General features: G+C 34.8%; 19 protein-coding genes, 27 tRNA genes, 1 rRNA gene and 1 riboswitch. Of the genes, 3 read left to right on the top strand and 44 right to left on the bottom strand.

Translation table 11 applies throughout. The features are described from left to right. Window positions 1–5: 5 nt before the first annotated feature. The 3 genes from F5ESL0225_RS01790 to F5ESL0225_RS01780 are packed head-to-tail and all read right to left on the bottom strand — an operon-like array spanning window position 6 to window position 1,903. On the bottom strand, window positions 6–473 hold the full coding sequence (locus F5ESL0225_RS01790; RefSeq protein WP_122021352.1) for a PTS sugar transporter subunit IIB: 468 nt from the start codon (window positions 471–473) through the stop codon (window positions 6–8). A gap of 13 nt (window positions 474–486) precedes the next feature. Continuing rightward, a complete protein-coding gene (locus F5ESL0225_RS01785) occupies window positions 487–1,176 on the bottom strand; it encodes a GntR family transcriptional regulator (protein ID WP_122024457.1) in 690 nt (229 codons plus the stop codon). Window positions 1,177–1,186: 10 nt separating this feature from the next. Beyond that, a complete protein-coding gene (locus F5ESL0225_RS01780; protein ID WP_122047737.1) occupies window positions 1,187–1,903 on the bottom strand; it encodes a GntR family transcriptional regulator in 717 nt (238 codons plus the stop codon). A 370-nt stretch (window positions 1,904–2,273) separates the two neighbouring features. On the opposite strand from F5ESL0225_RS01780, the gene udk reads away from it, so the two are divergent. Then, on the top strand, window positions 2,274–2,942 hold the full coding sequence (gene udk, locus F5ESL0225_RS01775) for a uridine kinase (RefSeq protein WP_369931537.1): 669 nt from the start codon (window positions 2,274–2,276) through the stop codon (window positions 2,940–2,942). Window positions 2,943–3,004: 62 nt separating this feature from the next. Here udk and F5ESL0225_RS01770 read toward each other — a convergent pair whose 3' ends face one another. From F5ESL0225_RS01770 to F5ESL0225_RS01760, 3 genes are all read right to left on the bottom strand, one after another. Next, a complete protein-coding gene (locus F5ESL0225_RS01770) occupies window positions 3,005–3,751 on the bottom strand; it encodes a tyrosine-protein phosphatase (RefSeq protein ID WP_233551841.1) in 747 nt (248 codons plus the stop codon). A gap of 157 nt (window positions 3,752–3,908) precedes the next feature. After that, complete coding sequence (locus F5ESL0225_RS01765; protein ID WP_122024454.1) at window positions 3,909–4,487, bottom strand: ECF transporter S component; 579 nt, start codon at window positions 4,485–4,487, stop codon at window positions 3,909–3,911. 45 nt (window positions 4,488–4,532) lie between these two features. Next, a riboswitch (TPP riboswitch) is annotated at window positions 4,533–4,621 on the bottom strand. Between the two features lie 58 nt (window positions 4,622–4,679). After that, window positions 4,680–5,762, bottom strand: a complete 1,083-nt coding sequence (locus F5ESL0225_RS01760; protein WP_122021347.1) for a M42 family metallopeptidase — start codon at window positions 5,760–5,762, stop codon at window positions 4,680–4,682. Window positions 5,763–5,962: 200 nt separating this feature from the next. Between F5ESL0225_RS01760 and hpt the strand changes: the two genes are divergently transcribed. After that, window positions 5,963–6,532 (top strand): hypoxanthine phosphoribosyltransferase, encoded by a 570-nt coding sequence (gene hpt, locus F5ESL0225_RS01755; RefSeq protein WP_122021346.1) that lies wholly within the window; start codon window positions 5,963–5,965, stop codon window positions 6,530–6,532. A gap of 53 nt (window positions 6,533–6,585) precedes the next feature. On the opposite strand, the gene F5ESL0225_RS01750 is transcribed toward hpt, so the two are convergent. The 21 genes from F5ESL0225_RS01750 to F5ESL0225_RS01650 form a co-directional block, all read right to left on the bottom strand. After that, complete coding sequence (locus F5ESL0225_RS01750) at window positions 6,586–7,920, bottom strand: hemolysin family protein (RefSeq protein WP_122021345.1); 1,335 nt, start codon at window positions 7,918–7,920, stop codon at window positions 6,586–6,588. Window positions 7,921–8,002: 82 nt separating this feature from the next. Next, complete coding sequence (locus tag F5ESL0225_RS01745) at window positions 8,003–8,659, bottom strand: nitroreductase (RefSeq protein ID WP_122021344.1); 657 nt, start codon at window positions 8,657–8,659, stop codon at window positions 8,003–8,005. A gap of 577 nt (window positions 8,660–9,236) precedes the next feature. Beyond that, a complete protein-coding gene (smpB, locus tag F5ESL0225_RS01740; RefSeq protein WP_122047736.1) occupies window positions 9,237–9,695 on the bottom strand; it encodes an SsrA-binding protein SmpB in 459 nt (152 codons plus the stop codon). Between the two features lie 9 nt (window positions 9,696–9,704). After that, window positions 9,705–12,017: a ribonuclease R gene (rnr, locus tag F5ESL0225_RS01735; RefSeq protein WP_122047735.1), complete on the bottom strand. Its 2,313-nt coding sequence runs from the start codon at window positions 12,015–12,017 to the stop codon at window positions 9,705–9,707. 71 nt (window positions 12,018–12,088) lie between these two features. After that, complete coding sequence (gene secG / locus F5ESL0225_RS01730; RefSeq protein WP_090093394.1) at window positions 12,089–12,322, bottom strand: preprotein translocase subunit SecG; 234 nt, start codon at window positions 12,320–12,322, stop codon at window positions 12,089–12,091. A gap of 69 nt (window positions 12,323–12,391) precedes the next feature. After that, the gene (locus F5ESL0225_RS01725) at window positions 12,392–14,452 is read right to left on the bottom strand and encodes an LTA synthase family protein (RefSeq protein ID WP_122021341.1); all 2,061 of its coding nucleotides are present in this window, start codon (window positions 14,450–14,452) and stop codon (window positions 12,392–12,394) included. A 67-nt stretch (window positions 14,453–14,519) separates the two neighbouring features. Then, window positions 14,520–15,545: a lysylphosphatidylglycerol synthase transmembrane domain-containing protein gene (locus tag F5ESL0225_RS01720; RefSeq protein ID WP_122021340.1), complete on the bottom strand. Its 1,026-nt coding sequence runs from the start codon at window positions 15,543–15,545 to the stop codon at window positions 14,520–14,522. Continuing rightward, window positions 15,545–16,588, bottom strand: a complete 1,044-nt coding sequence (locus F5ESL0225_RS01715; RefSeq protein ID WP_122021339.1) for a glycosyltransferase family 4 protein — start codon at window positions 16,586–16,588, stop codon at window positions 15,545–15,547. Before F5ESL0225_RS01715 ends, F5ESL0225_RS01720 begins: the two co-directional genes overlap by 1 nt. Beyond that, window positions 16,581–17,753 carry a glycosyltransferase family 4 protein gene (locus tag F5ESL0225_RS01710; RefSeq protein WP_122024450.1) on the bottom strand — a complete coding sequence of 391 codons (1,173 nt, stop codon included), beginning with the start codon at window positions 17,751–17,753 and terminating at the stop codon, window positions 16,581–16,583. The genes F5ESL0225_RS01715 and F5ESL0225_RS01710 overlap by 8 nt, the downstream gene beginning before the upstream one ends. Before the next feature lie 113 nt (window positions 17,754–17,866). Continuing rightward, a tRNA-Leu gene (locus F5ESL0225_RS01705) sits at window positions 17,867–17,950 on the bottom strand. A gap of 42 nt (window positions 17,951–17,992) precedes the next feature. Then, window positions 17,993–18,063, bottom strand: a tRNA-Cys gene (locus tag F5ESL0225_RS01700). A gap of 21 nt (window positions 18,064–18,084) precedes the next feature. Further along, window positions 18,085–18,156: transfer RNA gene (locus tag F5ESL0225_RS01695), tRNA-Gln, on the bottom strand. A gap of 7 nt (window positions 18,157–18,163) precedes the next feature. Further along, window positions 18,164–18,236 (bottom strand) — tRNA-His (locus tag F5ESL0225_RS01690). 13 nt (window positions 18,237–18,249) lie between these two features. After that, window positions 18,250–18,320 (bottom strand) — tRNA-Trp (locus F5ESL0225_RS01685). 4 nt (window positions 18,321–18,324) lie between these two features. Next, window positions 18,325–18,406: transfer RNA gene (locus F5ESL0225_RS01680), tRNA-Tyr, on the bottom strand. A 7-nt stretch (window positions 18,407–18,413) separates the two neighbouring features. Continuing rightward, window positions 18,414–18,486: transfer RNA gene (locus F5ESL0225_RS01675), tRNA-Phe, on the bottom strand. 6 nt (window positions 18,487–18,492) lie between these two features. Next, window positions 18,493–18,566, bottom strand: a tRNA-Asp gene (locus tag F5ESL0225_RS01670). A gap of 2 nt (window positions 18,567–18,568) precedes the next feature. Continuing rightward, window positions 18,569–18,642 (bottom strand) — tRNA-Met (locus F5ESL0225_RS01665). Window positions 18,643–18,651: 9 nt separating this feature from the next. Continuing rightward, window positions 18,652–18,738: transfer RNA gene (locus tag F5ESL0225_RS01660), tRNA-Ser, on the bottom strand. Window positions 18,739–18,769: 31 nt separating this feature from the next. Next, a tRNA-Glu gene (locus F5ESL0225_RS01655) sits at window positions 18,770–18,841 on the bottom strand. Window positions 18,842–19,521: 680 nt separating this feature from the next. Then, window positions 19,522–20,376, bottom strand: a complete 855-nt coding sequence (locus F5ESL0225_RS01650; protein WP_158592374.1) for a helix-turn-helix domain-containing protein — start codon at window positions 20,374–20,376, stop codon at window positions 19,522–19,524. 126 nt (window positions 20,377–20,502) lie between these two features. On the opposite strand from F5ESL0225_RS01650, the gene F5ESL0225_RS01645 reads away from it, so the two are divergent. After that, a complete protein-coding gene (locus F5ESL0225_RS01645) occupies window positions 20,503–21,759 on the top strand; it encodes an MFS transporter (protein ID WP_122047734.1) in 1,257 nt (418 codons plus the stop codon). A 921-nt stretch (window positions 21,760–22,680) separates the two neighbouring features. On the opposite strand, the gene F5ESL0225_RS01640 is transcribed toward F5ESL0225_RS01645, so the two are convergent. From F5ESL0225_RS01640 to rrf, 17 genes are all read right to left on the bottom strand, one after another. Continuing rightward, window positions 22,681–22,770 (bottom strand) — tRNA-Ser (locus F5ESL0225_RS01640). 11 nt (window positions 22,771–22,781) lie between these two features. Next, a tRNA-Ile gene (locus F5ESL0225_RS01635) sits at window positions 22,782–22,855 on the bottom strand. A 4-nt stretch (window positions 22,856–22,859) separates the two neighbouring features. Next, a tRNA-Gly gene (locus F5ESL0225_RS01630) sits at window positions 22,860–22,930 on the bottom strand. Window positions 22,931–22,947: 17 nt separating this feature from the next. Beyond that, window positions 22,948–23,020, bottom strand: a tRNA-Phe gene (locus tag F5ESL0225_RS01625). Between the two features lie 6 nt (window positions 23,021–23,026). Continuing rightward, window positions 23,027–23,100 (bottom strand) — tRNA-Asp (locus F5ESL0225_RS01620). Between the two features lie 2 nt (window positions 23,101–23,102). Further along, window positions 23,103–23,176: transfer RNA gene (locus tag F5ESL0225_RS01615), tRNA-Met, on the bottom strand. Between the two features lie 24 nt (window positions 23,177–23,200). After that, a tRNA-Ile gene (locus F5ESL0225_RS01610) sits at window positions 23,201–23,274 on the bottom strand. 13 nt (window positions 23,275–23,287) lie between these two features. After that, window positions 23,288–23,361 (bottom strand) — tRNA-Met (locus F5ESL0225_RS01605). Window positions 23,362–23,398: 37 nt separating this feature from the next. Beyond that, window positions 23,399–23,472 (bottom strand) — tRNA-Pro (locus F5ESL0225_RS01600). A gap of 7 nt (window positions 23,473–23,479) precedes the next feature. Then, a tRNA-Arg gene (locus F5ESL0225_RS01595) sits at window positions 23,480–23,553 on the bottom strand. A gap of 9 nt (window positions 23,554–23,562) precedes the next feature. Beyond that, window positions 23,563–23,648: transfer RNA gene (locus F5ESL0225_RS01590), tRNA-Leu, on the bottom strand. A gap of 10 nt (window positions 23,649–23,658) precedes the next feature. Beyond that, window positions 23,659–23,730: transfer RNA gene (locus F5ESL0225_RS01585), tRNA-Gly, on the bottom strand. A 12-nt stretch (window positions 23,731–23,742) separates the two neighbouring features. Further along, window positions 23,743–23,815: transfer RNA gene (locus F5ESL0225_RS01580), tRNA-Thr, on the bottom strand. A 31-nt stretch (window positions 23,816–23,846) separates the two neighbouring features. After that, a tRNA-Leu gene (locus F5ESL0225_RS01575) sits at window positions 23,847–23,928 on the bottom strand. Between the two features lie 14 nt (window positions 23,929–23,942). Next, a tRNA-Lys gene (locus F5ESL0225_RS01570) sits at window positions 23,943–24,015 on the bottom strand. A gap of 4 nt (window positions 24,016–24,019) precedes the next feature. Further along, window positions 24,020–24,092, bottom strand: a tRNA-Val gene (locus F5ESL0225_RS01565). A 4-nt stretch (window positions 24,093–24,096) separates the two neighbouring features. Beyond that, window positions 24,097–24,213 (bottom strand): 5S ribosomal RNA (rrf, locus tag F5ESL0225_RS01560). Window positions 24,214–24,221 lie beyond the last annotated feature (8 nt).

The following is a 24,221-nucleotide window of genomic DNA, read 5'->3' as shown; positions in this document are numbered from 1 at the left end:
CAACTCTATTTATGAAATTCCCGCTTATCATCATTGGGAACTTGCTTTATCCAAACATCAACCCCACTAGCTTGAAGTTCATCAAGCTGATCTGCTTCTGTCGGAGTTAAGTTAATTGTTTTTGCATAATTTTTAGTTTCAGGTCGTGGTTTAGTTCCACCCAAATTCAAACTTTTGATTTTTTCTCCTGTCCCCTTAATTAATTTAGTCGCATCGGCCACCGATTCAACTACAATTAGCATTTTATACTTATCAGTTACCCCAGAATTAATGGCTTTGATACTATCATCAACCGATTTCATTACTAATTTAGAGTTCTCTGGTTTAGCCAATCGAATAGCTGATTTCCGAAAATCATCCTTAGCAACTTCATCATTAACCACAAAAATTGTATTTACATCTAAACTATTGAACCAAGAAACGGCCACTTGGCCGTGAACTAATCGATGGTCTACTCTTACAAGCTTAATCATTATTTTCCCTCCACTAATTAAAATCAATTGAGTACTTGGTAGTTAAAGCATCTTGTAGCCTGTACTCAATGGCTACAATTTTGCTATCTTTAGTTGAAAAAAGATTAGTTATTTTAAATACTGGCGCTTGTTTTTGGATGCACAACTGCTTGCCTATCTCATCCGTTGCTCTTATTAATTGAAAATCTTGAAATAAGTTCTTGAGTTTTAATTTACCAGAATTAACTGCTTCAATAATTGACATTATCTTTAAGCAAGTGGGATCAAAGTCAGGAAAATATTCTAGGGGTAAAATCAACTTTTCCCATGTTAATTGTCCTTTTATATTGATTACAAACGAAATAAAATATAGCAGTTCATTAGCACTAATATTAAAAACATCAGCATAATATGGACCAACCAACCTTAAATAACTATCTTTAAATTTTATCATGTCTGCTAGGTCAGGAACTGATTGTTTAATGATACCTGTCATTTCTAAGATATTTTGCTTTGAAATTGCTGGAGCAACGAATAAGCCACTGCCCTTTTTTCGTATAACCTTATTTTCTGCTACAAGTTGGTCAATTGCTCTGCGAATAGTTGTTCTACTGACCTGATAATATTCCTGTAATTCCGTCTCAGTGGGCAAATTACTGCCAGGCAAATAATTCTTTTGCGTGATTTTCAACTTTAAGTCCGCATAAACTTCTTTAAATAACACTTTTTTATTCCTACAAATAAATATAAATATCAGCAGCCGTAAAATGATATTTAAATTTACTGCCAATCAGGTACTGCGTAGTTGCTTCTATCGGGGTAGCATCCTCTAAATAATTAAAACTATCGATGCGATAAAGCGGGGTATCTTTTTTCACCTTTAAAATTTCACTTATTTTTTCATTTGCCAAGCTACAAGCAATATTTTCCTTCCCATAAGCTAAGACAATTCCGTATTTATCTTTTAATAACGCATATAAAGATTTATTAGTAAAATCAATTTCAGCAAATTCTTTAAATTTTGCAGCATTAAAGTACGTAGTTTCATAGGTTAAAGGGATTTTATTTTTTAATCGTACTCGACTTATTTTAATTAATTTCTTTACCGTTGGACCAAAGAAATTAATTAAATTTTTTGGTACAGAAATCAATTCAGTAGTTAGATGGTTAATTTGAATCAGTCGATCATTTATCTCTACTGTCATTGATTCCATGCCAAGCATATTAATATTAATTTTAGTGTTTACAACAATTCCTGTCCTTTCCTTAGTTGAAACTTGATCTGCACTCTTCAACTTTACTAGTGCATGTAACACAGCATTGCGACTAACTCCTAGTTCTTCAGCAATTGCTCTTTGCGATGGCAAAAATTTAGTAGCGGACTTAAATTGAATTAAATCTTGTATATATTCCTGGGCTTGCGTAGCAGCTGTTCTTTCTTTATATTCCATTCTAGCTCTTGGTCCTCTTTTACTAATTAATGTATCTTTTGAAAAATAAACAAGGTTAAAACATGACTACTAAAAACATTTTTTTAAAATATAAATGATAAATAATTATTTTTTGGTACCAAAGATATAGTAATCGCTTTCATTAAATGAGTCAATAGCTCTTGGGGAAACAAGTACACTAGCAAGCAAAATCTAATACACTTATTTCAAAAAAATAAAGCTTATTAAGTTAAGCTGAACCACAAGCAAATTAGCTAACCTAACAGTTGAGAACTATTTTCCCAATTCTGACTATATCCAAATAAATTTTATTTGCTAAATCAGTATTTTTTACCTAATCAATTGGTAATTCTTGACAAAGTAAAGTAAAATGTTATTTGATAAAAAAAGGAGTGTCTTAATGTCTCAACTTGAAAAACCCGTTGTAATCGGTATAACCGGTGGTTCAGGCAGCGGTAAAACTACTATTGCTAATAAAATTGTGGAACAAATGCAAGAAAATGAGCATGTCTTAATTATGACGCAAGATTCATACTATAAAGATAACACCGGGGTGCCAATGGATGTACGCTTAAATATTAACTACGATCATCCAGATGCTTTTGATGTTCCCCTTTTGACTAAGCATTTGCAAAGTTTATTACAACATAAACCTATTGAGATGCCAGTTTATAATTTTAAAGAACACACTCGTAGCAGCGAAACAATTCATACTGAACCCGTTGATATTATTATACTTGAAGGAATTTTAGTTTTATCCAGTAAAAAAATTCGTGACTTAATGGATATTAAAGTTTACGTTGATACTGATGACGATATTCGTTTTATTCGCCGACTTGAACGAGACATTGAAGAACGTGGGCGCTCAATTAATTCAGTAATTGAACAGTATCTTGACACAGTTAAGCCGATGTATCATCAATTTATTGAACCCACTAAACGTTATGCTGACATCATTATTCCAGAAGGTGGCACTAATGATGTTGCTATTGATATGTTGACAACCAAAGTACATTCTGTTCTAAATAAAAAGGGCTGATTCTCCTTTATGTTCGAGATCAGTCCTTTTTGCTACTAAGTTATTTGATGATTATTCATTAATTATTCCAAATAAGTACCTTGCATTTTTTCCTTAAAATTAGTTGGCAACTTCAACCCATTTACCAAGTAATTATCAAAATCCCCATAATTCTGCTCAATTGTTTTAAAATAGCATTCTAAATACGAAGGCTGTACAGTTAGTGCTGCCTTTACACTTTCAAGTTGAACTGCATCTAACTGTCCTTTTAAAAGATTTAAAATTTCGTTATTAGCTTTGCTTCTTGCTTCAATTGTCTTTAAATAATCAGTAAAAATATCATGATTACCAACACCCAAACACTTTAAAATTAACGCTGCTGCAACACCAGTGCGATCTTTTCCCGCAAAGCAATGGAAAGCTGTTGGTACGGGATTGTCAACTAGAGTCAGCAAAAATTGTTGATATCCCTCACGCGCAGAATTTGTTAAAGCTAGTTGCTTGTATGTAATTAGCATATTACCTGCAACATCCCCATTAGCAGAAATAATTTCATCAAGACTAGCTTGGTTAGTAGCAGCATCTGCTAGAACATCTATCGTAATATAAGTTAATCCATTCCAAATATAATTTGGATATTCTTTTCGTTCATCAGCACCACGAAAATCTATTAATTGCTTAATTTGATATTTATTTCGGACGGCCTCCTTTTGCTCTAAAGATAAATCAAATAACTGTCCACACCGAAAAAGCATATTTTCTTTTACTTTTTTCCCATTTGCACCGACATAACCGCCTAATGAGCGCCAGTTCGTAATATCTTTTACCATAATTCCCCTTATCTATATCTAATATATCCGAATTATTCTTTTTATCAAAAAATTTACTCGAGCTAGAGCCAAATTTCAACCAAAACAAAAATAGCCGCTAACTGTTTTATCTGCTATCAACCTTTGGACAGGATAAGTTGCAACTATTTTACTCTAATTAACTTATTTTTGGCTTTACAGCACGTTCAAACATATTAATAATTAATTTAACTAAAATACCATCAAAAACAACAGCTGAAATCAAGTTAGTAATAAACATTGTTATTTGTAGTACAAGACTAAATTTTGACCAACCATAAAGCACATATGACAAAATAAAGCAGCCCAAGCCAGCAAAAATTGCTCCTGTTATCACACTTGCCCAAGAAAATTTCTGATAGCGTTCTTTTTTAGGGAAAAAGCCAATTTCATTTAATGCCCCCTGTAGAATACCAGATATAATAGTCGTTGCTCCCCATTGTCCCCCAATCGCCATTTCAACAACTGCCGCTAATAATTCACCAATAGTACCAGACCCAGCAGTTGGCACAAAATATATTGCTAAAGGCGCAGCCATGAGCCACAAACCTGTAAAAACTGTATCAACTACCGGTGCAAAGCCTGTTGGAATCAAGGCCATTTTAATTAAATTATAGGCCCAATTGAAGCCATAAGTGTAAATCACACCCATAATTATTCCGATTAAAGCAACTAAAATAATTGATTTAGTATTCCACTTTGATGATCTTGTAAACATAAAAATACTCCTAAATAACTATTAAGTCATTAGGAGTACTTAGTAATTTACTCTGTTACACTTCCCTAACGCAGGAATTATCCCGTTCAGGTTCAGAGGGTATTTCTCAGCTATATGCACCCCTAGTGACTTCTTCTGTATTATAGCATAATCGTGTAGCCTTTGCTTACACGATTTTATTTTATTAAGTATTTAAAAATTACTAAAACTAGCAAGCTTTTCCTCAGTCATGTCACGAATAATTGCCACTGCTAAATCAACTGCAGCCTTAAAATCATGGTATGCACTGAAGCAATATGGTGAATGTTCATATCGTACAGGTATACCAATCACAATAGTAGGTGCACCATTTTCATAGTAAATAGCGGCTCCATCTTGTCCCCCACCAGTACGAACTGAGCGCGTATAAGGAATATGATTTTTATCAGCTACATCGCAGGCATACTGTTGAAATTTAGGATTAGGTAAGAATGAGGTATCCATGTCACGTAGCATCGGTCCTCTTTTAAGACCAGTTTGAGATAACCAGTCAGGGGTAAAAGTATCATCAGCTGGACATGATTCTAGCACAATCGCCAAATCGGGTTTAACTTCCCTAGCTGTTACATACGCACCTCGTAACCCAACCTCTTCTTGACTTGAAAGAGCAGCAACGATATTAAAGTTTGTTTGTTCATCTTTTAATTCTTCAAGAACATCCGCCATTGCGGCTGCACCAAAGCGATCATCAAAATCTTTACCAAAAAACAAACCTGTCTTATCATTATATTCGCATTTTACATCAACGAAAATTGGACAGCCAGTGTCAATTTTGTAATCATTAATAGTTTCTTCGCGTGAGCTTGAACCAACATCAATCGACATGTCAGCAACATCTGGAACATTGTTACGCTCTGCTTCAGTCATAAAATGAGGCGGTTTAGTTGCCACTACTCCTGGAATATACTCACCATCACGATTTCTAATTTTGACACGTAAAGCTGGAATATTGTATTTAACCCAGCCACCAAGTGGAACAAATTTGATTAAGCCATTAGGCCTTACAGCCTGTGTAATAAAGCCAACAGCATCTGAATGTGCATCAAGCTGGATTATTGGACGGTGAGCTTTATTTTGCTTTTTAGCTGCATAAACATTCAACATACCATCAATTTTAATATCAGCGTAACTCTTCACAGTTTCTGTAAACAATTTAACAAATTCTTCTTCAAAGCCAGAGGTTGCGTTTGCATCTGCAAAGGCTTTAAGCATTTTAATTTCTTCTTCTTTTTTCATTTTTTAGCCTTTCATTTTTTACTATTATTCTTAATTGTAGCAAAATTTATATTAAGAAAACTACAATTTAAATTAAACTTCATTTTTAAATAAAAACCTTGTATAGACAAAAAAAATTAAAACTATCTACTATTTCATCTAGAAAATGATATAATCGACTTTATTAGAAATTTAAATTGTTTAAAGTGAAAGGTAAATAAATGCCGAAAAACGACAATATTAACAGTATTATTGATCATAAGTTGTTTACCGAAGATGATATTCACGAAATGTGCGTCAAATTAGGCAAACAGTTAACCCAAGACTATGCAGGCAAGCAACCACTGATTGTTGGTGCACTTAAAGGTGCAATTTTCTTTTTAACTGACCTTGTTCGAGAAATGGACGTTAAAGAAGAAATTGATTTTCTTGATGTATCCAGCTATGGTAATGAATTAGAATCATCTGGCAAAGTGGACCTTATTTCAGACCTGCAAACCGATGTTAAAAATCGTGACGTTCTGATTGTTGAAGATATTGTTGACACAGGATTGACTTTAAAATATGTGAAAGATTTGCTGAAAAAACGTGGTGCCAAAAGTGTCAAATGCTGTGTTTTACTGAATAAAGAAACTAATCGTAGAACTGACGTTGAGATTGAATATTACGGCTCAAAAGTTGGCAATGAATTTGTAGTTGGTTATGGTTTAGATTTTATGAATTTTTACCGTAATTTACGTTTTATCGGGGTACTTAAACCTGAAGTTATTGCTAGTCTTAAAAATAATTAAATTTAATAAAAGAGGAACTATCTAAAACCAATAGTTCCTTTTTTTAATATTAGCTATTCGTTGGTTTCATTTATTGGTGGTTTCACAACAAACCAACGCATAAATCCTTGCTCTATACTTTCCAGTTCAAATTCAAAATTCTCTAATTTTACAGTTTGATGTTCTTTCAAATCTGGATAATGTTCCATCATATAACCACCGATTGTGATAATATCACTATCTTGAAAGCTTTTTAAATCTGTCCGAAAGTAGCGGGCAAAATCATACAGAGTAGTTTTACCGGAAACTCGGATGTTTCCTTTCTTATCTTGAATAATATAATCATCAGAAACATCGTCAATTTCATCTTTAACAGTTCCAAAAAGCTCCTCATAAATATCTTTATCAGTTACAATTCCGCTTGTTCCACCATATTCATCAACCACTAAAACAATTGGGGTATGTTTTTTTATCATTAAATGTAGAATATCTTGAATGGGCATTGATTCTGGAACTGTAATCATTGTGCGAATAATTCTTGTCACTGGTACTCGTTCGTCAATTTGGCTTTGTTGAATCACATCATAAGCATATATATAGCCAACAATATTATCTTTATTATTATCGCGAACAACCGGCAGTCGACTAAAACCATCATCTAGATACATTTTTAAAGCCTTCTTAATTGTATCAGCTGAATTAATAACTATTAGCCTAGTCCGATCTGTCATAATATCTTTGGCAACTTTATCATTAAATTCAAAAGCACGTTTCATATAAGTTAAATCATTTTTATCAAGTGAACCACCATGAACAGCTTTTCTTGATAATTTGATAATTTCTGATTGAGAATAAACCTGATTCTCTTCATCAGCTGGCTCAAATCCCAGCCACTTTAATAGCGAATTAGAACTAACATTCAATAACCAAACAAATGGATAAACCAGAGTATGAAAAAGCTGCAAGGGCGTAACAATTTTAAGTAATATCTTTACTGGCATATCGATTGCAATATTTTTAGGTACAATTTCTGTAACTACAACTTCTAAATAAGTTAATAAAATTACACCCAAAATCGCACTAATTGATCTAAGTAAAGAATAATTCACCGGTGCTAGCTTTAAGAGATGTTCAATTATCGCGGCAAACGTATCGGCTGAAAACCAACCTAAAACTACTCCTACTAATGTTGTCCCGACTTGAGTTGTTGACAAATATTCATTTAAGTTATGAACCATTCGCAGAGCATGTTTAACCTTGCGCGGATTACCTTCATTATTAGCTAACATATCTTCAAGTTGGCTCGATCTTGTCTGCACTAGTGCAAACTCTGCTGCCACAAAAAAAGCAGCAAAAGCAAAAATTACTAGGGTAGCAAACAAATTTATAATTATTTGGGTATCATTCAAAATTTATATCACCTTTTATTAATTATCCTCTAGCATATATCTTAACATTAATCGCTCCCTTTTAATGGAAAAATCTATCCCTTTACTTAACTAATTTATAAACTTCTTCAGTAGGTAATCTATTAGGAATATACTTGGAGTTATTGACTTCTGCTGCATTGTCACGATAGCCTAGACCAATCGCCATTCCAACTAGTTCCTCATCAGGAATTTTGGTATATTTCCTTACTACTTCAGGATAAGAAACCATTGAATGGGCTGGCATAATTGCTAAGCCGGCATCAATCGCTAAAAGCATAATACTTTGTGCAAAAATCCCTAAGTCAAACACCGACCATATGGGCGAAGCTTTCGGAATTGTTAAAAAAACTATATCTTGGGCATTAAACATAGTATTATTTGCTTCTGTAAATAATTCCATTTTATTATTAAAAAAATAGGGTTGTGAAGCCCCAACTGTTGCCATATTTTGACTAGGATATAAATCCCAATTAAGTGATAGCATTTTGGTAAAATCTTCATTTGGTTCAACGTTGGCATCCAATTGCTCTTTGACATCTTTTTTAAATTTTTTTAATGCTTCACCTGTTAAAACATATGCCTTCCATGGCTGTGAATTGAGCAGTGAAGGTGATTGCTTAGCACGTTCAATTATTTTAGCAAGTAAGTTTTCATTGACTTTACGATTTGTAAACTTACGTGTCACACGTTCACCATTATAAACATCATTAAATTCCATTTTGTTTCAAATCCTCACATTATTAGCAAAATTAGCAAATATTTTAAAATATAAAATTAAATTAAATAACTTTTGCAAAATTATAGTCTACTTTTCAAAAAGTAACCGAGTATATTATTGTAAGCAAGTGTAACTATACATACACATACACTTTAATAATACGAAATATCACAGTTGTAAGCAAATAAATGAAATCTGAATAAATAAGCATAATTTTTACGTCAGAAGACAATTATACTTGTGGCGCATAATTTTTATTAAAATTATTGGTTTATAAAATAACATATTACAAACCCAAATTTACTCTGTACCTTCTTAAAATAATAATTAACTAATTTAAATGAATCGGCCAAAATTTAGACCTCAGCATTATATTATCTATATCTACAATATAAAGTCCAGTTATATTTATATTTTTTAAGTATAAAAATAATCTTTCTTCTTTAGCTGTAACTCTGAGAAAAGATTTAACCAATAAATTGTTTAAATCTAAAAATCAAATTGCTTGTTTAACTAGATAAAATAAATTCAATTTTTAATAAAAAATAGTTTGACTACTAAATTAGCCAAACTATTTTTAAATTTTATACTGGCGACGAATTTCACGTTCTTGATCGCGTTTTTTAATTGTTTCTCGTTTATCATATTTTTTCTTACCTTGACCCACACCAAGTAATACTTTTGCAAAGCCATGTTTGATATATACTTTAAGCGGAATAATAGCGATTCCTCGTTCAGCCTGTGCCTTTGCTAAACGCAATAATTCTTTTTTATGTAACAATAGGCGTCTACTTCGAAGTGGTTCATGGTTATAGCGATTACCTTGCTTGTATTCACTAATATGCACATTTTCCAAAAAAGCTGATCCATTAATTATCTGAACATAACCATCACGCAAATTTATCCGCCGTGCTCGCACAGATTTAATCTCTGTTCCAGTTAAAGCAATTCCCGCTTCAAAAGTATCTTTAACAAAATAATCATGGTGCGCTTTCTTGTTCTGAGCAACTAAATTCTCATTCTTTTCATTCTTCAATTTTTTAACCTACCGCTTATATCTACTTAAATGCGGATGATTGCCGCTTTGATGAAAACCAGTCCGCTTACCACGATGATTAGAGCGGTTACGGTCCTGCGTCTTCTTAAAACCATGCCCACGATCATTATGTGCCTTCTTAGGTGCATCAGGATCATAGATTTCAAAGTCAAGTTGGTGCTGTTCAATATTAGCATTTATTAAAGTAACCTTAATTGGCATTCCAACATGATATTGCTTGTGCGTTCCTCGTCCAGTTAAAGTCATGCTTTTTTCATTAAAACTATAAAAATCATCCGTTAAATTCGAAATATGAATTAAACCTTCAACTGTATTGGGTAACTGAATAAACATACCAAAACTAGTTACGGATGAAACAACTGCAGCAAAGTGTTGTCCAACTTGATCCGACATATATTCCGTCATCTTTAAATCATTAACTTCGCGTTCAGTATCAATTGACACACGTTCTTGAGTTGAAGTTTGATCGGCAACATCAGGTAAACAACTAGCAAAATGAGCTTGAATAGCTTTATCGGTTCCCTGATCCATGTATTCATGAATCATACGGTGAACCATTAAATCAGAATAACGCCTAATTGGTGAAGTAAAATGCGTATAAAATTTGGCTGCAAGACCAAAGTGACCTAGCGGTTCTTCTGAATAATGTGCCTGTTTTAGACTACGAAGCATCATCATCTGAACCACAGCTTCTTCTGGCGTTTCTAATGTTTTTGAAACTACTTTTTGTAAGTCAATTGGGCGAACATGGTTAGGATCAGCCGTAATTTGCAACCCAAAAGCACTACAAAATTCAAAGAATCCCTTAATCCGCTCACCATCTGGAGTTTCATGGACCCGATATAAAAACGGAACATGCTTTTTATAAAAATCCTCAGCTACTGTTTCATTAGCTATCAGCATAAAGGATTCTATCATTTTTTCGGCAATTCCACGATTATGAAGGACAATATCAACGGGTTTCCCTAGCTCATCGACGACAATTTTAGCTTCCGGTTCTTCAAAATCAATTGCACCACGCTGATGGCGCTTTTGATAAAGTGCATTGTGCAATTCTGCCATATCATGTAGCATTGGTGCCAGCTTATGGTATTTTTCTTCCAATGGTTCACGATTATTTAAATCTAAGACCTTATTTACATTGTTATAAGTCATTCTAGCCTGTGAGCGCATAACAGAAGGATGTATACAGTAATTTACCCGTTCACCTTCAGGAGTAATTTCCATATCGCATGATAAAACTAATCTGTCTTCGCCCTCATTTAAGGAACAAATTCCATTAGATAATCTAAATGGTAACATTGGAATTACTCGATCAACTAAATAGGTACTGTTACCCCTAGTGTATGCCTCTTGGTCTAAAGGAGAATTTTCTTTAATATAATAGGCAACATCAGCAATGTGAACACCTAAATGATAATTACCATTAGGTAATTTCCACAAAACAACTGCATCATCAAAGTCTTTAGAATCATCACCATCAATTGTAACTGTTGGTTGTTCACGAATATCTTCTCGATTAGCCATATCTTCAGCAGTCACATGATCCGGAATTGCGTTAGCTTGATCCAATGCTTTTTGATCCCATTCACAACGAACGTTATGAGCAGAAACAATTGCCATAATATCAACACCAGGAGTATTTTTATTACCAATGACGTTGGTAATAATTCCTAGCATTGTATCAGGATTAGCTTCATTAGGATACTTTTCAATTGCCACCTTAACAATGTCACCCTTTTGTGGGTGTAGTCCGACTTCACCCACATAAATACGGTAATTTGCTAATTTTTTATTAGTACTTACTACATAGCCAATATAATGACTAACTTTAACTTGTTGATCGGTTAAAGGATTAAATTCCCCGACTACATTCTCAATGCCATGTTCAACAACTTCTTCAACTTGACCCTCTGGCCCCTTACCATTCCAAGGGTTACCACCAGCAGTGATCTTTACACGCACTTGATCACCATCAAGTGCACAATTTGTATAATCTTTAGCAATAAAGACATCATCGGCTTCTTCATCTTCGAGTCTCACAAAGCCAAATCCTTTACTATTAGCCTTAAAAACTCCTTCAACAACAATATTTTCTTGAGTAAGCTGATAATGTCCGTTGCCGTCAGTAATAATTTGTTTTTGTTGCTCAAGGAAAGACAAAGCTTTAACGATATCAGAAAAGTTACCTAGGTGGTCGCGCCGCAACATTCGATCAATTTGTTCTACTTGATATTGTTTTTTGGGATTATGACGAAATATCTCTAAAACATTAGCTAAGATTTTATCGTTTTGTGCCATGCACTAATCTCCATTCTTTAATAAAAAGATAAAAAAAATCCTCCCATCGTTTGATTGGGAGGAACCAACGCTTATTTTGAGGACAAATAAGCTAACACAATAGCAAAAGCAAAAAAGAGAACTAATAAAATTGCGGTCACTTTTTCCATAAATGCTTCAAAACCACGTTTTTTTGTTTGTCCACTAAAAACTGCACCGCCAGATAAGGCATTTAATGCATCTTGCTGCTTTTGCGGCTGCATCATTGTAACAATAACGATTAAAATTGAAACAATAATTAGTAGCGTCATAAATAAATTATACAATATGCTGCCTCCAATATACAGATACGATTACTGTTAAATTTTAGCACAAAATATGTTTTATTACTAATTTTATTTTTCCAATTCTGGCGCATCAGTTTTAAACTTCGACTGCGTTGACTTCTGATGATTCTGATACCACATTGAAGTCTTATTTTGACTAAATAAATCTTTCAAAGACTTTTCCTCATTATAATCATATTTATGTGGCGTAACTTTTTTAAACCATTTAGGCTTATAAAAACGTAGCAAATTCCCCGCAATTACTCGGTCTGATAGCGACAATTGCGTAGTAACTTTATTTGAGAGGCCAACAAGTTCAGCATTTAATTTTTTATCAGGATGTTCTATTTCTAATCCTGTCTTAGTACTATAATAATTTCCGCCTACTTTTGCATATTTTGGCGTAATAAAGTCGCCATTTCTTTGAGCAACAATTTGCGGCGCTGCTGAACTCAACAAGTCATGCCCAAATTGAATAGTATCTTGATTATTAATTCCAAGTAAATTTAGTAAAGTTGGCAACACATCTATTTCACCGCCATATGTTTTTTTAATGCCGCCATTAAGTCCTCTCATGTTAAATATTAATGGTACCCTTTGAAATTTTAAATTATCGAAATTAGTAAAATCAGCTTGCTTTAATAATTCAGCGCTAGCTTTATGATGATTACCAGAAATACCGTAGTGATCACCATATAGAACCAAAATTGTCTTTTGATCTAGGCCCGTTTTTTTCATCCAAGAAAGCAATTCACCTACAGCCTGATCCAAGTAATGCGCTGTCTGAACATAACCATCAACTGTTTCATCACCAGTATCCGTACGTTCTATTTTTTGGTTTTTCTTATCGATCTCATAAGGATAATGGTTAGTAACGGTTAGCAATTTTAAATAAAACGGCTGCGGCAGGCGCTCTATATATTTAATTGATTGAGAGAAAAAGATTTTATCTTTTAAGCCATAACCAATATAATATTTTGGCTTATTATCATAGTACGAAAGGGGCATAAAGTATTGATAGCCGAACTGCTTGTATGCATTATTTCGATTCCAAAATGATCCTGCTCCACCATGCATAACTGCAGTTGTATAATTTGCTTTTTGCTTTAAGATGGCTGGAGCACTCTCAAAGGTATTAGATGTGCCATAACTAGACATAGCTGAACCAGACTGCAAGCCGTAAAGTGAATTTTCAAGCATCATTTCAGCATCTGATGTCTTACCTTGACCAACTTGATTATAAAAATTAGCAAAACTTAGACTATTTTTAGAATGATAAAGCTTATTCAAGTTGGGGGTAACTGCTTTACCTTTCCACTTGTAGTCAATCAAAAATTGCTGAAAACTTTCCAAATGAATAATTAAAACATTTTTCCCTTTGGCAACGCCAGTATATGTTGCATTAGGTTTAACTGAATTACTTTTTAAATACTTTTTTACCGATTGCAAATCTGATACATTAGCTTTAGCCATCTGTTCACTTGTTTGGGCGGTTTTAAAGCCATCATAGATTGCATATTCATTCATTCCTAGGTATTTAACAATATAACTATTATCAAAAGTTCTAGTTAAAAGGCCAGACCGATCTTTTTGTGCCATTAATAAGTTCAGTCCAATTAATATTGCTGCTAGTCCCTCTACTAATAAATTGAATTTCAATTTTAAAGGACGGAGATCATACCTAATTACCTTACTGGATATTAATCCAATAATTATTATGAAATCCAGAAAAACTAAAAAATCACTTGGATGAATTATTCCTATAATACTTTTACCTAAATTATCTGCAGTTGAACCAGAAGTCTTAATAATTGAAACGGATAAAAAGTTAGAAAATTCCCGATAATATAAAATATTAGCAAATAACCATAAAGTCAGTAATAGATCAATTGATAAAATAATCCAGTATGATTTACGCCCTTTAAAAAATAGACCTATTCCCATCAATAAAATGGCAGCAGGAAGCGGGTTAATAAATAATAAAAAGTTTTGCATCGCACCCACTGAACCTAAATTAAATTTGGTCAAGTATGCAATGTAGGTTTTTAGCCAAAAGGCCATTAAAACAATGACAAAAAAACCCAATTTATCTTGTGTTAGCCATTGAAGAAAAGATTTAATTCGTGTCATTTTATTCTCCTTTTGCCATGCCAATATCCTAATCAGTATGATTACTTACTACATCTTTTAGTTAAAATCAATCATCTAGTGTACTAGAAATTTTTTGGGGTTTAAAAATCCAGCCTAATATTCCTAAAATCATGCCAAAAAAATACGTAACAAAACGCCACAAAAACATAACCAAAATCAATGAACCACGCGAAGAAACAAATGTTGCAAAAAGTGTCTGAAAACTATACTCAGCGCCACCAGATGCTCCTGGAATTGGGACTATTGACATCAACATCATAATCATAATATTCATTTGAGTGACGCTTACCCAATCAGCCGATACATTTAAAGTTAGTAATATCAAATATGGCACCGAATAAAAACACAGTAACTGTAATATCGTTAAACTACCAGACAAAAGTAATTTCTTTTTTTCCTGTCTTAATTTCTGACTTTCATAATAAAAGGCATCAATCTTTTCTAAAGTACCATTTCGCCAGCCAGCAACTCGGCTAGTATTAATAAATCTACTCAATAAATCCATTAAGATATTTGTCACTCTTTTTGTCCAATCATAAGCAAAAAAAATTGCTAGTAAAAAGACAATTGAACTAATGTGTAGTAAAAAACCAACCGCAATCAGAAAAGCCAAGCCAGCGAACTTGGTTGCAACCAAGTTAAATCCAGTAATAATCGTTATCACATAAGCAAAAAATACTACAATTTGATAAATAATAAATTTCATTAATAAAATTGAAGTCGCCCGTCCTCCTTCAATTCCAATCTGAATCATTGCTGCTAACTGTGAAGGTTGTCCCCCAGTTGACATAGGCGTTATTGCATTAAATAAAGCTTGGATTATCGGTATACGAAAAAAAGCCCATCTTGAGCGCCTAGGTTCGTTCTTTCTCTTCGCTAACACTGCTAATATACTCGCTTCAAAAGCATAAGATAGCATCATTAGACCAAATACTGCAAATAAAGCAATAACATTTATATTTTTAGCAGCTTCGATTAAGTGAACAAAAGGTATGTCTTTGAGGTCTAAGTATAAGACTCCGCCACTAATTAATAAAACAACCACAATTCCCCAAAAATATTTTTTATTCATTAGTGAATCTGCCCTAATTTTTGTCCAATTTCATATTGTTCATGATAAAAATCGTTCCAAATTTTTGCTAAGTTATTTTCTGAATATTTTTCACTAGCTTTAATTGATAAATTACTGTATTTATTTAAGAGCGCTTGATCTTGCACAGCTTGACGAAGTTGTGCATTCATCTCAGCAAAGTCCTTACCTTTTAGATAATAGCCACTAATAATTGCTTCATATAAGTCAAGATTACGCAATAATACTGGCGTACCACAGCTAAATGCTTCAAGCACTGACATTGGAAATAATTCATCATATGATGGTAAAACAAAAAGATTGGCAATATTTAAGTAGTCAACTAACTTTTGCCGGTCAATGATCCCTGTAAATTGCAAATTTTTTGGTGGTTGGTCAACCATTTTTTTAAAATGCTCATAGCCGTCAGTAATTTTACCAAATGAGAAACCTCCAGCCCAAATAAATTGAATCTCTGGATTAGCTTTGGCCATTTTTACAAAATCATCGACACCTTTACGTGCTTGAACTTGACCATCTCCAAAAACAACAAATTTATCCAATGGAATCCCTATTTGATGACGAAAAGCATTTTTTTCTACTTGTTTCTTGGGATAAAATTCATTTTTAGCTACAAAATTAGGAATATATTTTATATTTTCTCGTCTGATGCCATATTTAACTAACTTATCAATAAAAATTGGATTAACTACAACAATTTGATCCATTCTTTTGTAAAAATCAATGACATAGTTATAAAAGACTTTTTTAGCATATGAAGGTAATTGAAGTGAACCTTCAAGTGTTTCAGGCAAAAAATGCACATATCCAATCTTACGTCCTCTAGCTGGTGAAAAACTATTGGCATAATAAGTTGGATTAATTGTATGATAGTGGGTTAAATCACTCAGCCCATATTTATTATTTGTCACGTAAAATTCATTAATTAAATGCGTCCTAAGCAAGCTCATCAATTCTTTGTAAGCTGAGCCAACACCTTGACCAGCTACAGAATCTGCTTGTGAGAACATGTTGATTCTAATCATTTGAATCCTCTTTAAAATTTTCTTGATAATTATCAATTACTTCTTGATAAAACTGATAAACTTCTCTACCAAATTTTTCAGCAGAAATTTGATCGAGTTTCGTCTTTAGTTTATCTTTAGGAATTATAGTTTGCTTATTATTTAAATAGAATATAATTTTGTCGCGCATCTCGCTTGGAGTAGTAAATACTTGACCAAAGTCAGGATCATCAAAAACATGTTCAGTATAATCAGTATCATAAACTACACATTTTGTTCCAGCTGCTAATGCTTCAATGTAAGTTAATCCTTGTGTTTCAGTATCACTGGCTGAAACAAATAAATTTGCCATTTTGTAAAAGGCTCCGACGTCATCATGATTCACATCACCAGTAAAAATTACATTATTTTCAAGGGTCAGCCGCTCCACTTGATCTTGCAATACTTTAACATCAGGTCCATCACCAGAAATAACTAAACAAACATTAGGAAATTCTTCAACGATTTCTGGCATCACATTAAGTATGCGATCAATCTTTTTTTCGCCAGCGATTCTACTTAAAGTTAATATTACTGGTGCATCAGCAGCAATGCCTAGTTCTTGACGAATATCACGATTTACCTTCTTATTCATGTTTTTAACGTCCACGCCTGTTGGAATTACCTTTATAGGTATACCAACCCTATAACGTTTTAAAAGTTCGTCTACACGTTCGCTAGGAGCAATTACCCCATCCATGTTTTTAAGAAAGACCTTGGTAAACTGCTTAACATGATATGGTCTAAGCAAATGACCATTTAGAACATAATGTAAATAGTCCTCATACATTGTATGATAAGTATGAATGGCTGGAATCTTGAGCTGATGGGCTACATACTTACCTATCATTCCTAGTGCAAATTCAGTTTGAGTATGAACAATATCAAGCTTAACTTCACGAGCAACCTTAGTTGCTTCAAAAAAACCTCTATAGGCAATTCGGCGATCAGTAAAAGAAATAAACGGTACACTACTAAAACGAAAAACATTAGCATCTACTCGTCCTTTTTCAACATGGGGATCAGTAGTTGTAAAAATAAAAACATTATGTCCCTGATCTTCTAGAGCTTCTTTAAGCGTTTCAATTGATGTTGCCACTCCACTTATTTGTGGGAAATATGTATCGGTAAAAATACCAATATTCATTTGAATACCTCCGTATAAAGGTATTATAAAGATTAGTTAATACTTGTGCAATTTATATAAGAAAAAAAGCAAAAAATTATAAAAAAATAGCCCTTCAGAAGGGCTAATTATTATAGCGGTGATCGGGGTCGAACCGATACGTCCCAAGGGACACCAGATTTTGAGTCTGACGCGTCTGCCAATTCCGCCACACCGCCATAAAAGCTACTTATTAATTTAAAGCTCAATGACTGAACCAAAGGCGGGGATCGGATTTGAACCGACGATTAAGGTTTTGCAGACCTCTGCCTTACCACTTGGCTACACCGCCATCGAATATTTTATTAATAGATTGGGATAGCTGGATTCGAACCAGCGCATAATAGAGTCAAAGTCTAGTGCCTTACCACTTGGCTATATCCCAATGCTAGGGCGGAATATGGGATTCGAACCCATGTATGCCGGATCCACAAACCGGTGTGTTAACCCCTTCACCAATTCCGCCATAAAGTTTTAACAGGGATAGTAGGAATTGAACCCACACTAGCGGTTTTGGAGACCGATGTACTACCTTTATACGATATCCCTATTATGGAGGAGGGTGGATTCGAACCGCCGAACTCAGAGAGAGCGGTTTTACAGACCGCCGCGTTTAGCCACTTCGCTACTCCTCCAGGCTGATGGCGCGGGACGGAATCGAACCGCCGACACAAGGAGCTTCAATCCTTTGCTCTACCGACTGAGCTACCGAGCCATCTTACGGTCCATATCAGATTCGAACTGATGATCTTCTCCGTGACAGGGAGACGAGATAAACCACTGCTCCAATGGACCAATTGCGGGAGATGGATTTGAACCACCGACCTTCGGGTTATGAGCCCGACGAGCTACCATACTGCTCCATCCCGCGATATTATAAAGGAGGATGTGGGATTTGAACCCACGCACGGCAAGACCGTCTAACGGTTTTCAAAACCGTCCCCTTAAGCCACTTGGGTAATCCTCCAATTGTAAATTTACCAAAATATTAGTGGTAATGACCCGTACGGGATTTGAACCCATGTTACCGCCGTGAAAGGGCGATGTCTTAACCACTTGACCAACGGGTCAGATTCGTCATGACAAATGTCACATAACGCTTAATTATAATACCTAACTTAAGCAAGAAAGTCAACAATTTTTTCAAATAATTAAGTTGAGCTACTACGTTGACTCACAACGCTATTTATAATACAGGATTCAAAGTGATCTTGCAAGACTTTTTTGAAAAAAATTTGTTTTTTTCTTAAGGTATAACATTAAAAACCTATTCTTTATTTTTAACCGGTCAACAATCTAGACATGTGCGACACGAGCAGCTATCCTATAGTTTTCAACTTCTTGGTAGCTATACCTAAATAATCAGCAGTAATTACTAAGATGAAGAATGTATTGTGGCCAAAACAATCAAGCAGTTAGCGAATGAATCAGGTGTCTTCAAACAAACTATCCGCGCCATATAAGGCCTTTAAAAAAAGAAAAAGACCACCAAAAATATTAACTTATAAACTGGTGATTTAAAATTTTATCAACACTCCTTTTGTAGATACTTGATGTTTAACTGTTTGTTGCTCCGCTTTATTCATTACTTGCATTACTTGTGAATGATAATAATCATCCATGTAAAAGTTGATGTATTCATATTTTCCTCTCCTTCTGTTTTAAACTTTGTAGCTTAAGTATATTTTCGATTTAACAGAAGATAATAAAAAAGTCGTATTTGAATTTTAAATATCAAATACGACTTTTTTTAATTTTTCCCATACTTATCTAGAATGTCTTTCATATCTTTGCTATACTCCGGCATGCCTAACGAACTAATGTGATCAATTGCCATTCGAGCTTTATTTAAATACTCATCCTTTCTTTCATAGTGATAATTCACTATATTTTTAAGTATAAAAATGCAGTTTTTATAAAAAAACAAATTTGGTTTAGTACTAATTTGATCAGCTGTCCGAATAAAGAATTCTGTTTCTTTATATCTACTTTTCTCAATACACATAATTAACATGTTTATCTCTATTCCTAATATTGTTTCTTGAACATTCGAACTCCCAGAATGGCAAAATTGCGTAATCACTCGCCGACTTATTAACAAGTTGCTATCAAGATCATAAAATGGCATCAAGTTACAATACAAATCTAATTTATTTTCGTCAAAATTAGAAATATTAAAAATCTTTTCTTTCAACTTAATTCGTTCTTTTTCATCAAGATCTTCTACGTGATTGCCAACTAAAGCTATAAGTGCATCTATAAATAGCAACTGATCTTCTTTATCAACTATTTCGCTATTTGCAATGACATTTTTAATATCCTTAAGCTGTTCCTTATCATTATGATAAAACGCTTCATTAATTGCTTCGCCGATATCGCTGTTTTCATCATATTTTACTTTATCTTCTTGACTAAGCCTGCCAAAAAATTCCCACAGCTTAATGTTATTAGCATGCAATAATGCAATTAGATCCTCGGCTGTAATTCTGTGCTGGTCTTTTTCAACTTTTGAATAATATGATGTACTAATCGTATTACCAGCCCATTCTTTTTGAGTTTTCAAGCTCTCAATTCGATATTGCTTTAGCAATTGTCCTATTGTCATTCGTGATCCTCTTAATTTCATTCAAATTTGGCGTTTAACATTCAAATACGACTTTTTTTGATATTCCTTATTATAAACACGTTATAACTTAATGTATAAAATATTTAATTTAGGAGTTATAAAATTATGGACGTTTTTGCAAAGAACAAGGATTATCGAAAATTTACAATCGCCAGTTTTCTATCTGGTGCAGGCAATATTTTGTTTTACTTAGCACTTATTACTTATGCAAGTAAATTAAGAAATTATGCCTTAGCTATTTCACTGATTTCAATTTCAGAATCAGTACCTCAAATTCTACAAGTTTTTAGTGGCTATTTAGCTGACCGTACCAAAAATAAATTCAAATTAATGGTTTGGTTAGCCGCTATACGCTTTGGACTCTATCTAATCGTCGGCTTGCTTTTTGCCAGCGGCTTTGCTGGTTGGAATCTAGTTTTAGCTGTTATTGGTATTAACTTAATATCAGATATCGCTGGCTCATACTCTAACGGCCTTCAAATGCCTCTAGTTGTTAACATTGTTGGAGATGATGAAGTTGCTGAAGCTGAAGGATTTGTTAGTGGGATCAACGGTATTATCAATATGATTGCACAATTCATTGGTTCTGGTTTATTACTTTTCATGTCTTATTCTAGTCTAGCAATCTTCAACGCCTTAACATTTTTAGTGGCAGGTGCCCTTTTTGCCAGCGTCGGCCGTAATTATTACAAGACTCGTCCTCAAGAAGGAACTACGTCAGTTAATGAAGAGGGGTTCTTTAAAACAATTGCTTTATCATTCAAACAAGTAAAAAAGGCAAAGGGGTTGTTAGCAGTCGTTTTAGTAATTGCTTTATTAAATGGAGTTTTAGGAACAATTGAACCTTTAATTTCAATCGTAATCGCCGGTAATAAGTCTTCTATGGTCATTGGAACATACAGTTTTACGATTGCCCTAATAGGAGGTGTAATGACTGCTGGTATGGCACTTGGTAGTATTGTAGGCACAAAATTATTCAAGAATATGTCATTATTCACTATCGCAATTATTTCAGCAACTTTAAGTATCGTAGTTATTGGTACAATGCTTATTAAAAATATTTTCATTTGTCTGCCAATCATGGTAAGCCTTGCAATATTTATTGGTACGGCTAACCCTAAATTAACACAGTGGCTTGTTAAAGCAGTCGATCAAAACATTTTGTCATCAACTATGGGAATGCTTAACACGATTTTAGTAGTGACTGCGCCAGTTATGACAACTATTTTTACTACAATTACTGCTTCGTTCGGTATTACTATCGCATTAACACTGTTAGGTGTAACTTGTTTAATTATTTTAGCAACAATAGTTAGTGTAGTCTATTCTACTAATAAAAATGCAGCTATTAATGAAGCATAACTAGAAACAAATTTATTACATTTACCTGTCCTTAATTTATACCACTACCAATTTAATATAATGTACCTTAAACAAAGTAGGCAAAAAACGCCACTAAATCAGAACAAACAATCGTCCCCAAAATAAATTTGTGAATTTAAATCTGGATAGCAGATAAAAAGTCCAATAATCTGGGCTTTTTATTGTAGCTATTTTTTGATTCCACAATTCGACCAATCTATTTTTAAATCATGCAATTTTATTTACCATAATTTTAAAACAATTTGTTAACAACAAGTAAAAAATTCAATTTTGCTCTGTAATATTACCAAAAACACCCTAAATGCTTGCTAATAAGCGATTAGCGGTAAAATCGCCAGTAGAGATAAAATGCTCCCACTTTCGCAATTGGCAAATTGCTTGGTACCAACAAGCCCAGTACGCCTTTTTTAAAAGCATGGAGGTCGAATTTTCCTTTATGCTCTTTACTAGAGAATAAAAAATTGGGAATTGGTATTTTTAACGCTTCCAAGCTGTTGCAAGATCAAATTAATAGATTGACGTAAATGATTTTTTCGACCTCGTATATCAAAAAATTAATCATCTTTTAATTCCTTCAGTAAGTAGACTAGCTCCATAAAGAAAAATAACATAACCGCTTTTACGATTGTTGGTTATCAAATCTAATTAAAAAGATTAGCATACATTTAAGTTGAAACTTCCGGCGCAGTAGTAAACCATATTTCTTATCGCTTAGTCATAATCTAAGGTGCTAGGCAACGTCGTCATAAAAACGACTTATTAACCAAGCACGAAGCTACTGTAATTGCTTTAATCCAAAAATTAAACATGTAAATTACTTTTTTGCCGTGCATTTTCCTTACGAAAGTAAATAAAAAGGCTTGATACTTTGAAGTATCAAGCCTTTTTATTATTATATAGCGGAGACTGAGGGATTCGAACTCTCGCACCGGAATAACCCGATCTACACCCTTAGCAGGGGCGCCTCTTCAGCCACTTGAGTAAGTCTCCATATATTTAGATGGGCCTAAATGGACTTGAACCATCGACCTCACGCTTATCAGGCGTGCGCTCTAACCAGCTGAGCTATAGGCCCCTAAAGCGGGTAACGAGAATCGGACTCGCGACTAAAGCTTGGAAGGCTTTCGTTTTACCACTAAACCATACCCGCAAATAAATATCAAAAAATGGCGCGGGACGGAATCGAACCGCCGACACAAGGAGCTTCAATCCTTTGCTCTACCGACTGAGCTACCGAGCCATCTTACGGTCCATATCAGATTCGAACTGATGATCTTCTCCGTGACAGGGAGACGAGATAAACCACTGCTCCAATGGACCAATTGCGGGAGGTGGATTTGAACCACCGACCTTCGGGTTATGAGCCCGACGAGCTACCATACTGCTCCATCCCGCGATATTAACAAATTACCATGCCATATGGACCTTGTAGGACTCGAACCTACGACAGGACGGTTATGAGCCGTCTGCTCTAACCAACTGAGCTAAAGGTCCAAGGTCGAACAAATAGCGGCGGGGGGGATCGAACCCTCGACCTCCCGGGTATGAACCGGACGCTCTAGCCAGCTGAGCTACACCGCCAACAAACAAATGTAACCATTAATAATAAAGATTACAATCGGGAAGACAGGATTCGAACCTGCGACCCCCTGGTCCCAAACCAGGTGCTCTACCAAACTGAGCCACTTCCCGAAATTAATGCGCCCTGAAGGATTTGAACCTTCAACCTTCTGATTCGTAGTCAGACACTCTATCCAGTTGCGCTAAGGGCGCGTCATTATATGCCGAGGACCGGAGTCGAACCGGTACGGTTGAAACCAACCGCGGGATTTTAAGTCCCGTGCGTCTGCCAATTCCGCCACCCCGGCAAGTAATGAAAGCGGAAGACGGGATTCGAACCCGCGACCCCCACCATGGCAAGGTGATGTTCTACCACTGAACTACTTCCGCATAAATATGTAATGCCGATTATACGATTTGAACGTACGACCCCCTGTTTACAAGACAGATGCTCTACCAACTGAGCTAAATCGGCATAATGTAAATATGGTAATAATATTGGCGAATACGGGTGGTGGGACTTGAACCCACACGTCCGAAAACACTAGAACCTAAATCTAGCGCGTCTGCCAATTCCGCCACACCCGCAAAAAATGGGGCCATGAGTCGTGACGGGCTTGAACCGTCGACCCTCTGATTAAAAGTCAGATGCTCTACCGACTGAGCTAACGACTCGGAATGGAGGATACAGGGCTCGAACCTGTGACCTCCTGCTTGTAAGGCAGATGCTCTCCCAGCTGAGCTAATCCTCCATAAGCACGGCAACGTCCTACCCTCGCAGGCAGTCTCCCACCAACTACTCTCGGCGTTAAGAAGCTTAACTTCTGTGTTCGGCATGGTTACAGGTGTTTCCTTCTTGCTCTTGCCACCGTACTTCTTTT

The organism is Lactobacillus sp. ESL0225 (assembly GCF_003692905.1).
In the GTDB taxonomy this organism is placed as follows: Bacteria; Bacillota; Bacilli; order Lactobacillales; family Lactobacillaceae; genus Lactobacillus; species Lactobacillus bombicola.
This window is presented reverse-complemented; position numbering and strand designations above follow the sequence as displayed.

What these genes read in the sequence shown, in the direction of transcription:
- F5ESL0225_RS01790 (WP_122021352.1), bottom strand. Translation starts at nt 473, where the DNA reads ATGATTAAGCTTGTAAGAGTAGACCATCGATTAGTTCACGGCCAAGTG.
- F5ESL0225_RS01780 (WP_122047737.1), bottom strand. Translation starts at nt 1,903, where the DNA reads ATGGAATATAAAGAAAGAACAGCTGCTACGCAAGCCCAGGAATATATA.
- udk (WP_369931537.1), top strand. Translation starts at nt 2,274, where the DNA reads ATGTTATTTGATAAAAAAAGGAGTGTCTTAATGTCTCAACTTGAAAAA.
- F5ESL0225_RS01770 (WP_233551841.1), bottom strand. Translation starts at nt 3,751, where the DNA reads ATGGTAAAAGATATTACGAACTGGCGCTCATTAGGCGGTTATGTCGGT.
- F5ESL0225_RS01765 (WP_122024454.1), bottom strand. Translation starts at nt 4,487, where the DNA reads ATGTTTACAAGATCATCAAAGTGGAATACTAAATCAATTATTTTAGTT.
- F5ESL0225_RS01760 (WP_122021347.1), bottom strand. Translation starts at nt 5,762, where the DNA reads ATGAAAAAAGAAGAAGAAATTAAAATGCTTAAAGCCTTTGCAGATGCA.
- hpt (WP_122021346.1), top strand. Translation starts at nt 5,963, where the DNA reads ATGCCGAAAAACGACAATATTAACAGTATTATTGATCATAAGTTGTTT.
- F5ESL0225_RS01745 (WP_122021344.1), bottom strand. Translation starts at nt 8,659, where the DNA reads ATGGAATTTAATGATGTTTATAATGGTGAACGTGTGACACGTAAGTTT.
- rnr (WP_122047735.1), bottom strand. Translation starts at nt 12,017, where the DNA reads ATGGCACAAAACGATAAAATCTTAGCTAATGTTTTAGAGATATTTCGT.
- F5ESL0225_RS01725 (WP_122021341.1), bottom strand. Translation starts at nt 14,452, where the DNA reads ATGACACGAATTAAATCTTTTCTTCAATGGCTAACACAAGATAAATTG.
- F5ESL0225_RS01720 (WP_122021340.1), bottom strand. Translation starts at nt 15,545, where the DNA reads ATGAATAAAAAATATTTTTGGGGAATTGTGGTTGTTTTATTAATTAGT.
- F5ESL0225_RS01715 (WP_122021339.1), bottom strand. Translation starts at nt 16,588, where the DNA reads ATGATTAGAATCAACATGTTCTCACAAGCAGATTCTGTAGCTGGTCAA.
- F5ESL0225_RS01710 (WP_122024450.1), bottom strand. Translation starts at nt 17,753, where the DNA reads ATGAATATTGGTATTTTTACCGATACATATTTCCCACAAATAAGTGGA.
- F5ESL0225_RS01650 (WP_158592374.1), bottom strand. Translation starts at nt 20,376, where the DNA reads ATGACAATAGGACAATTGCTAAAGCAATATCGAATTGAGAGCTTGAAA.
- F5ESL0225_RS01645 (WP_122047734.1), top strand. Translation starts at nt 20,503, where the DNA reads ATGGACGTTTTTGCAAAGAACAAGGATTATCGAAAATTTACAATCGCC.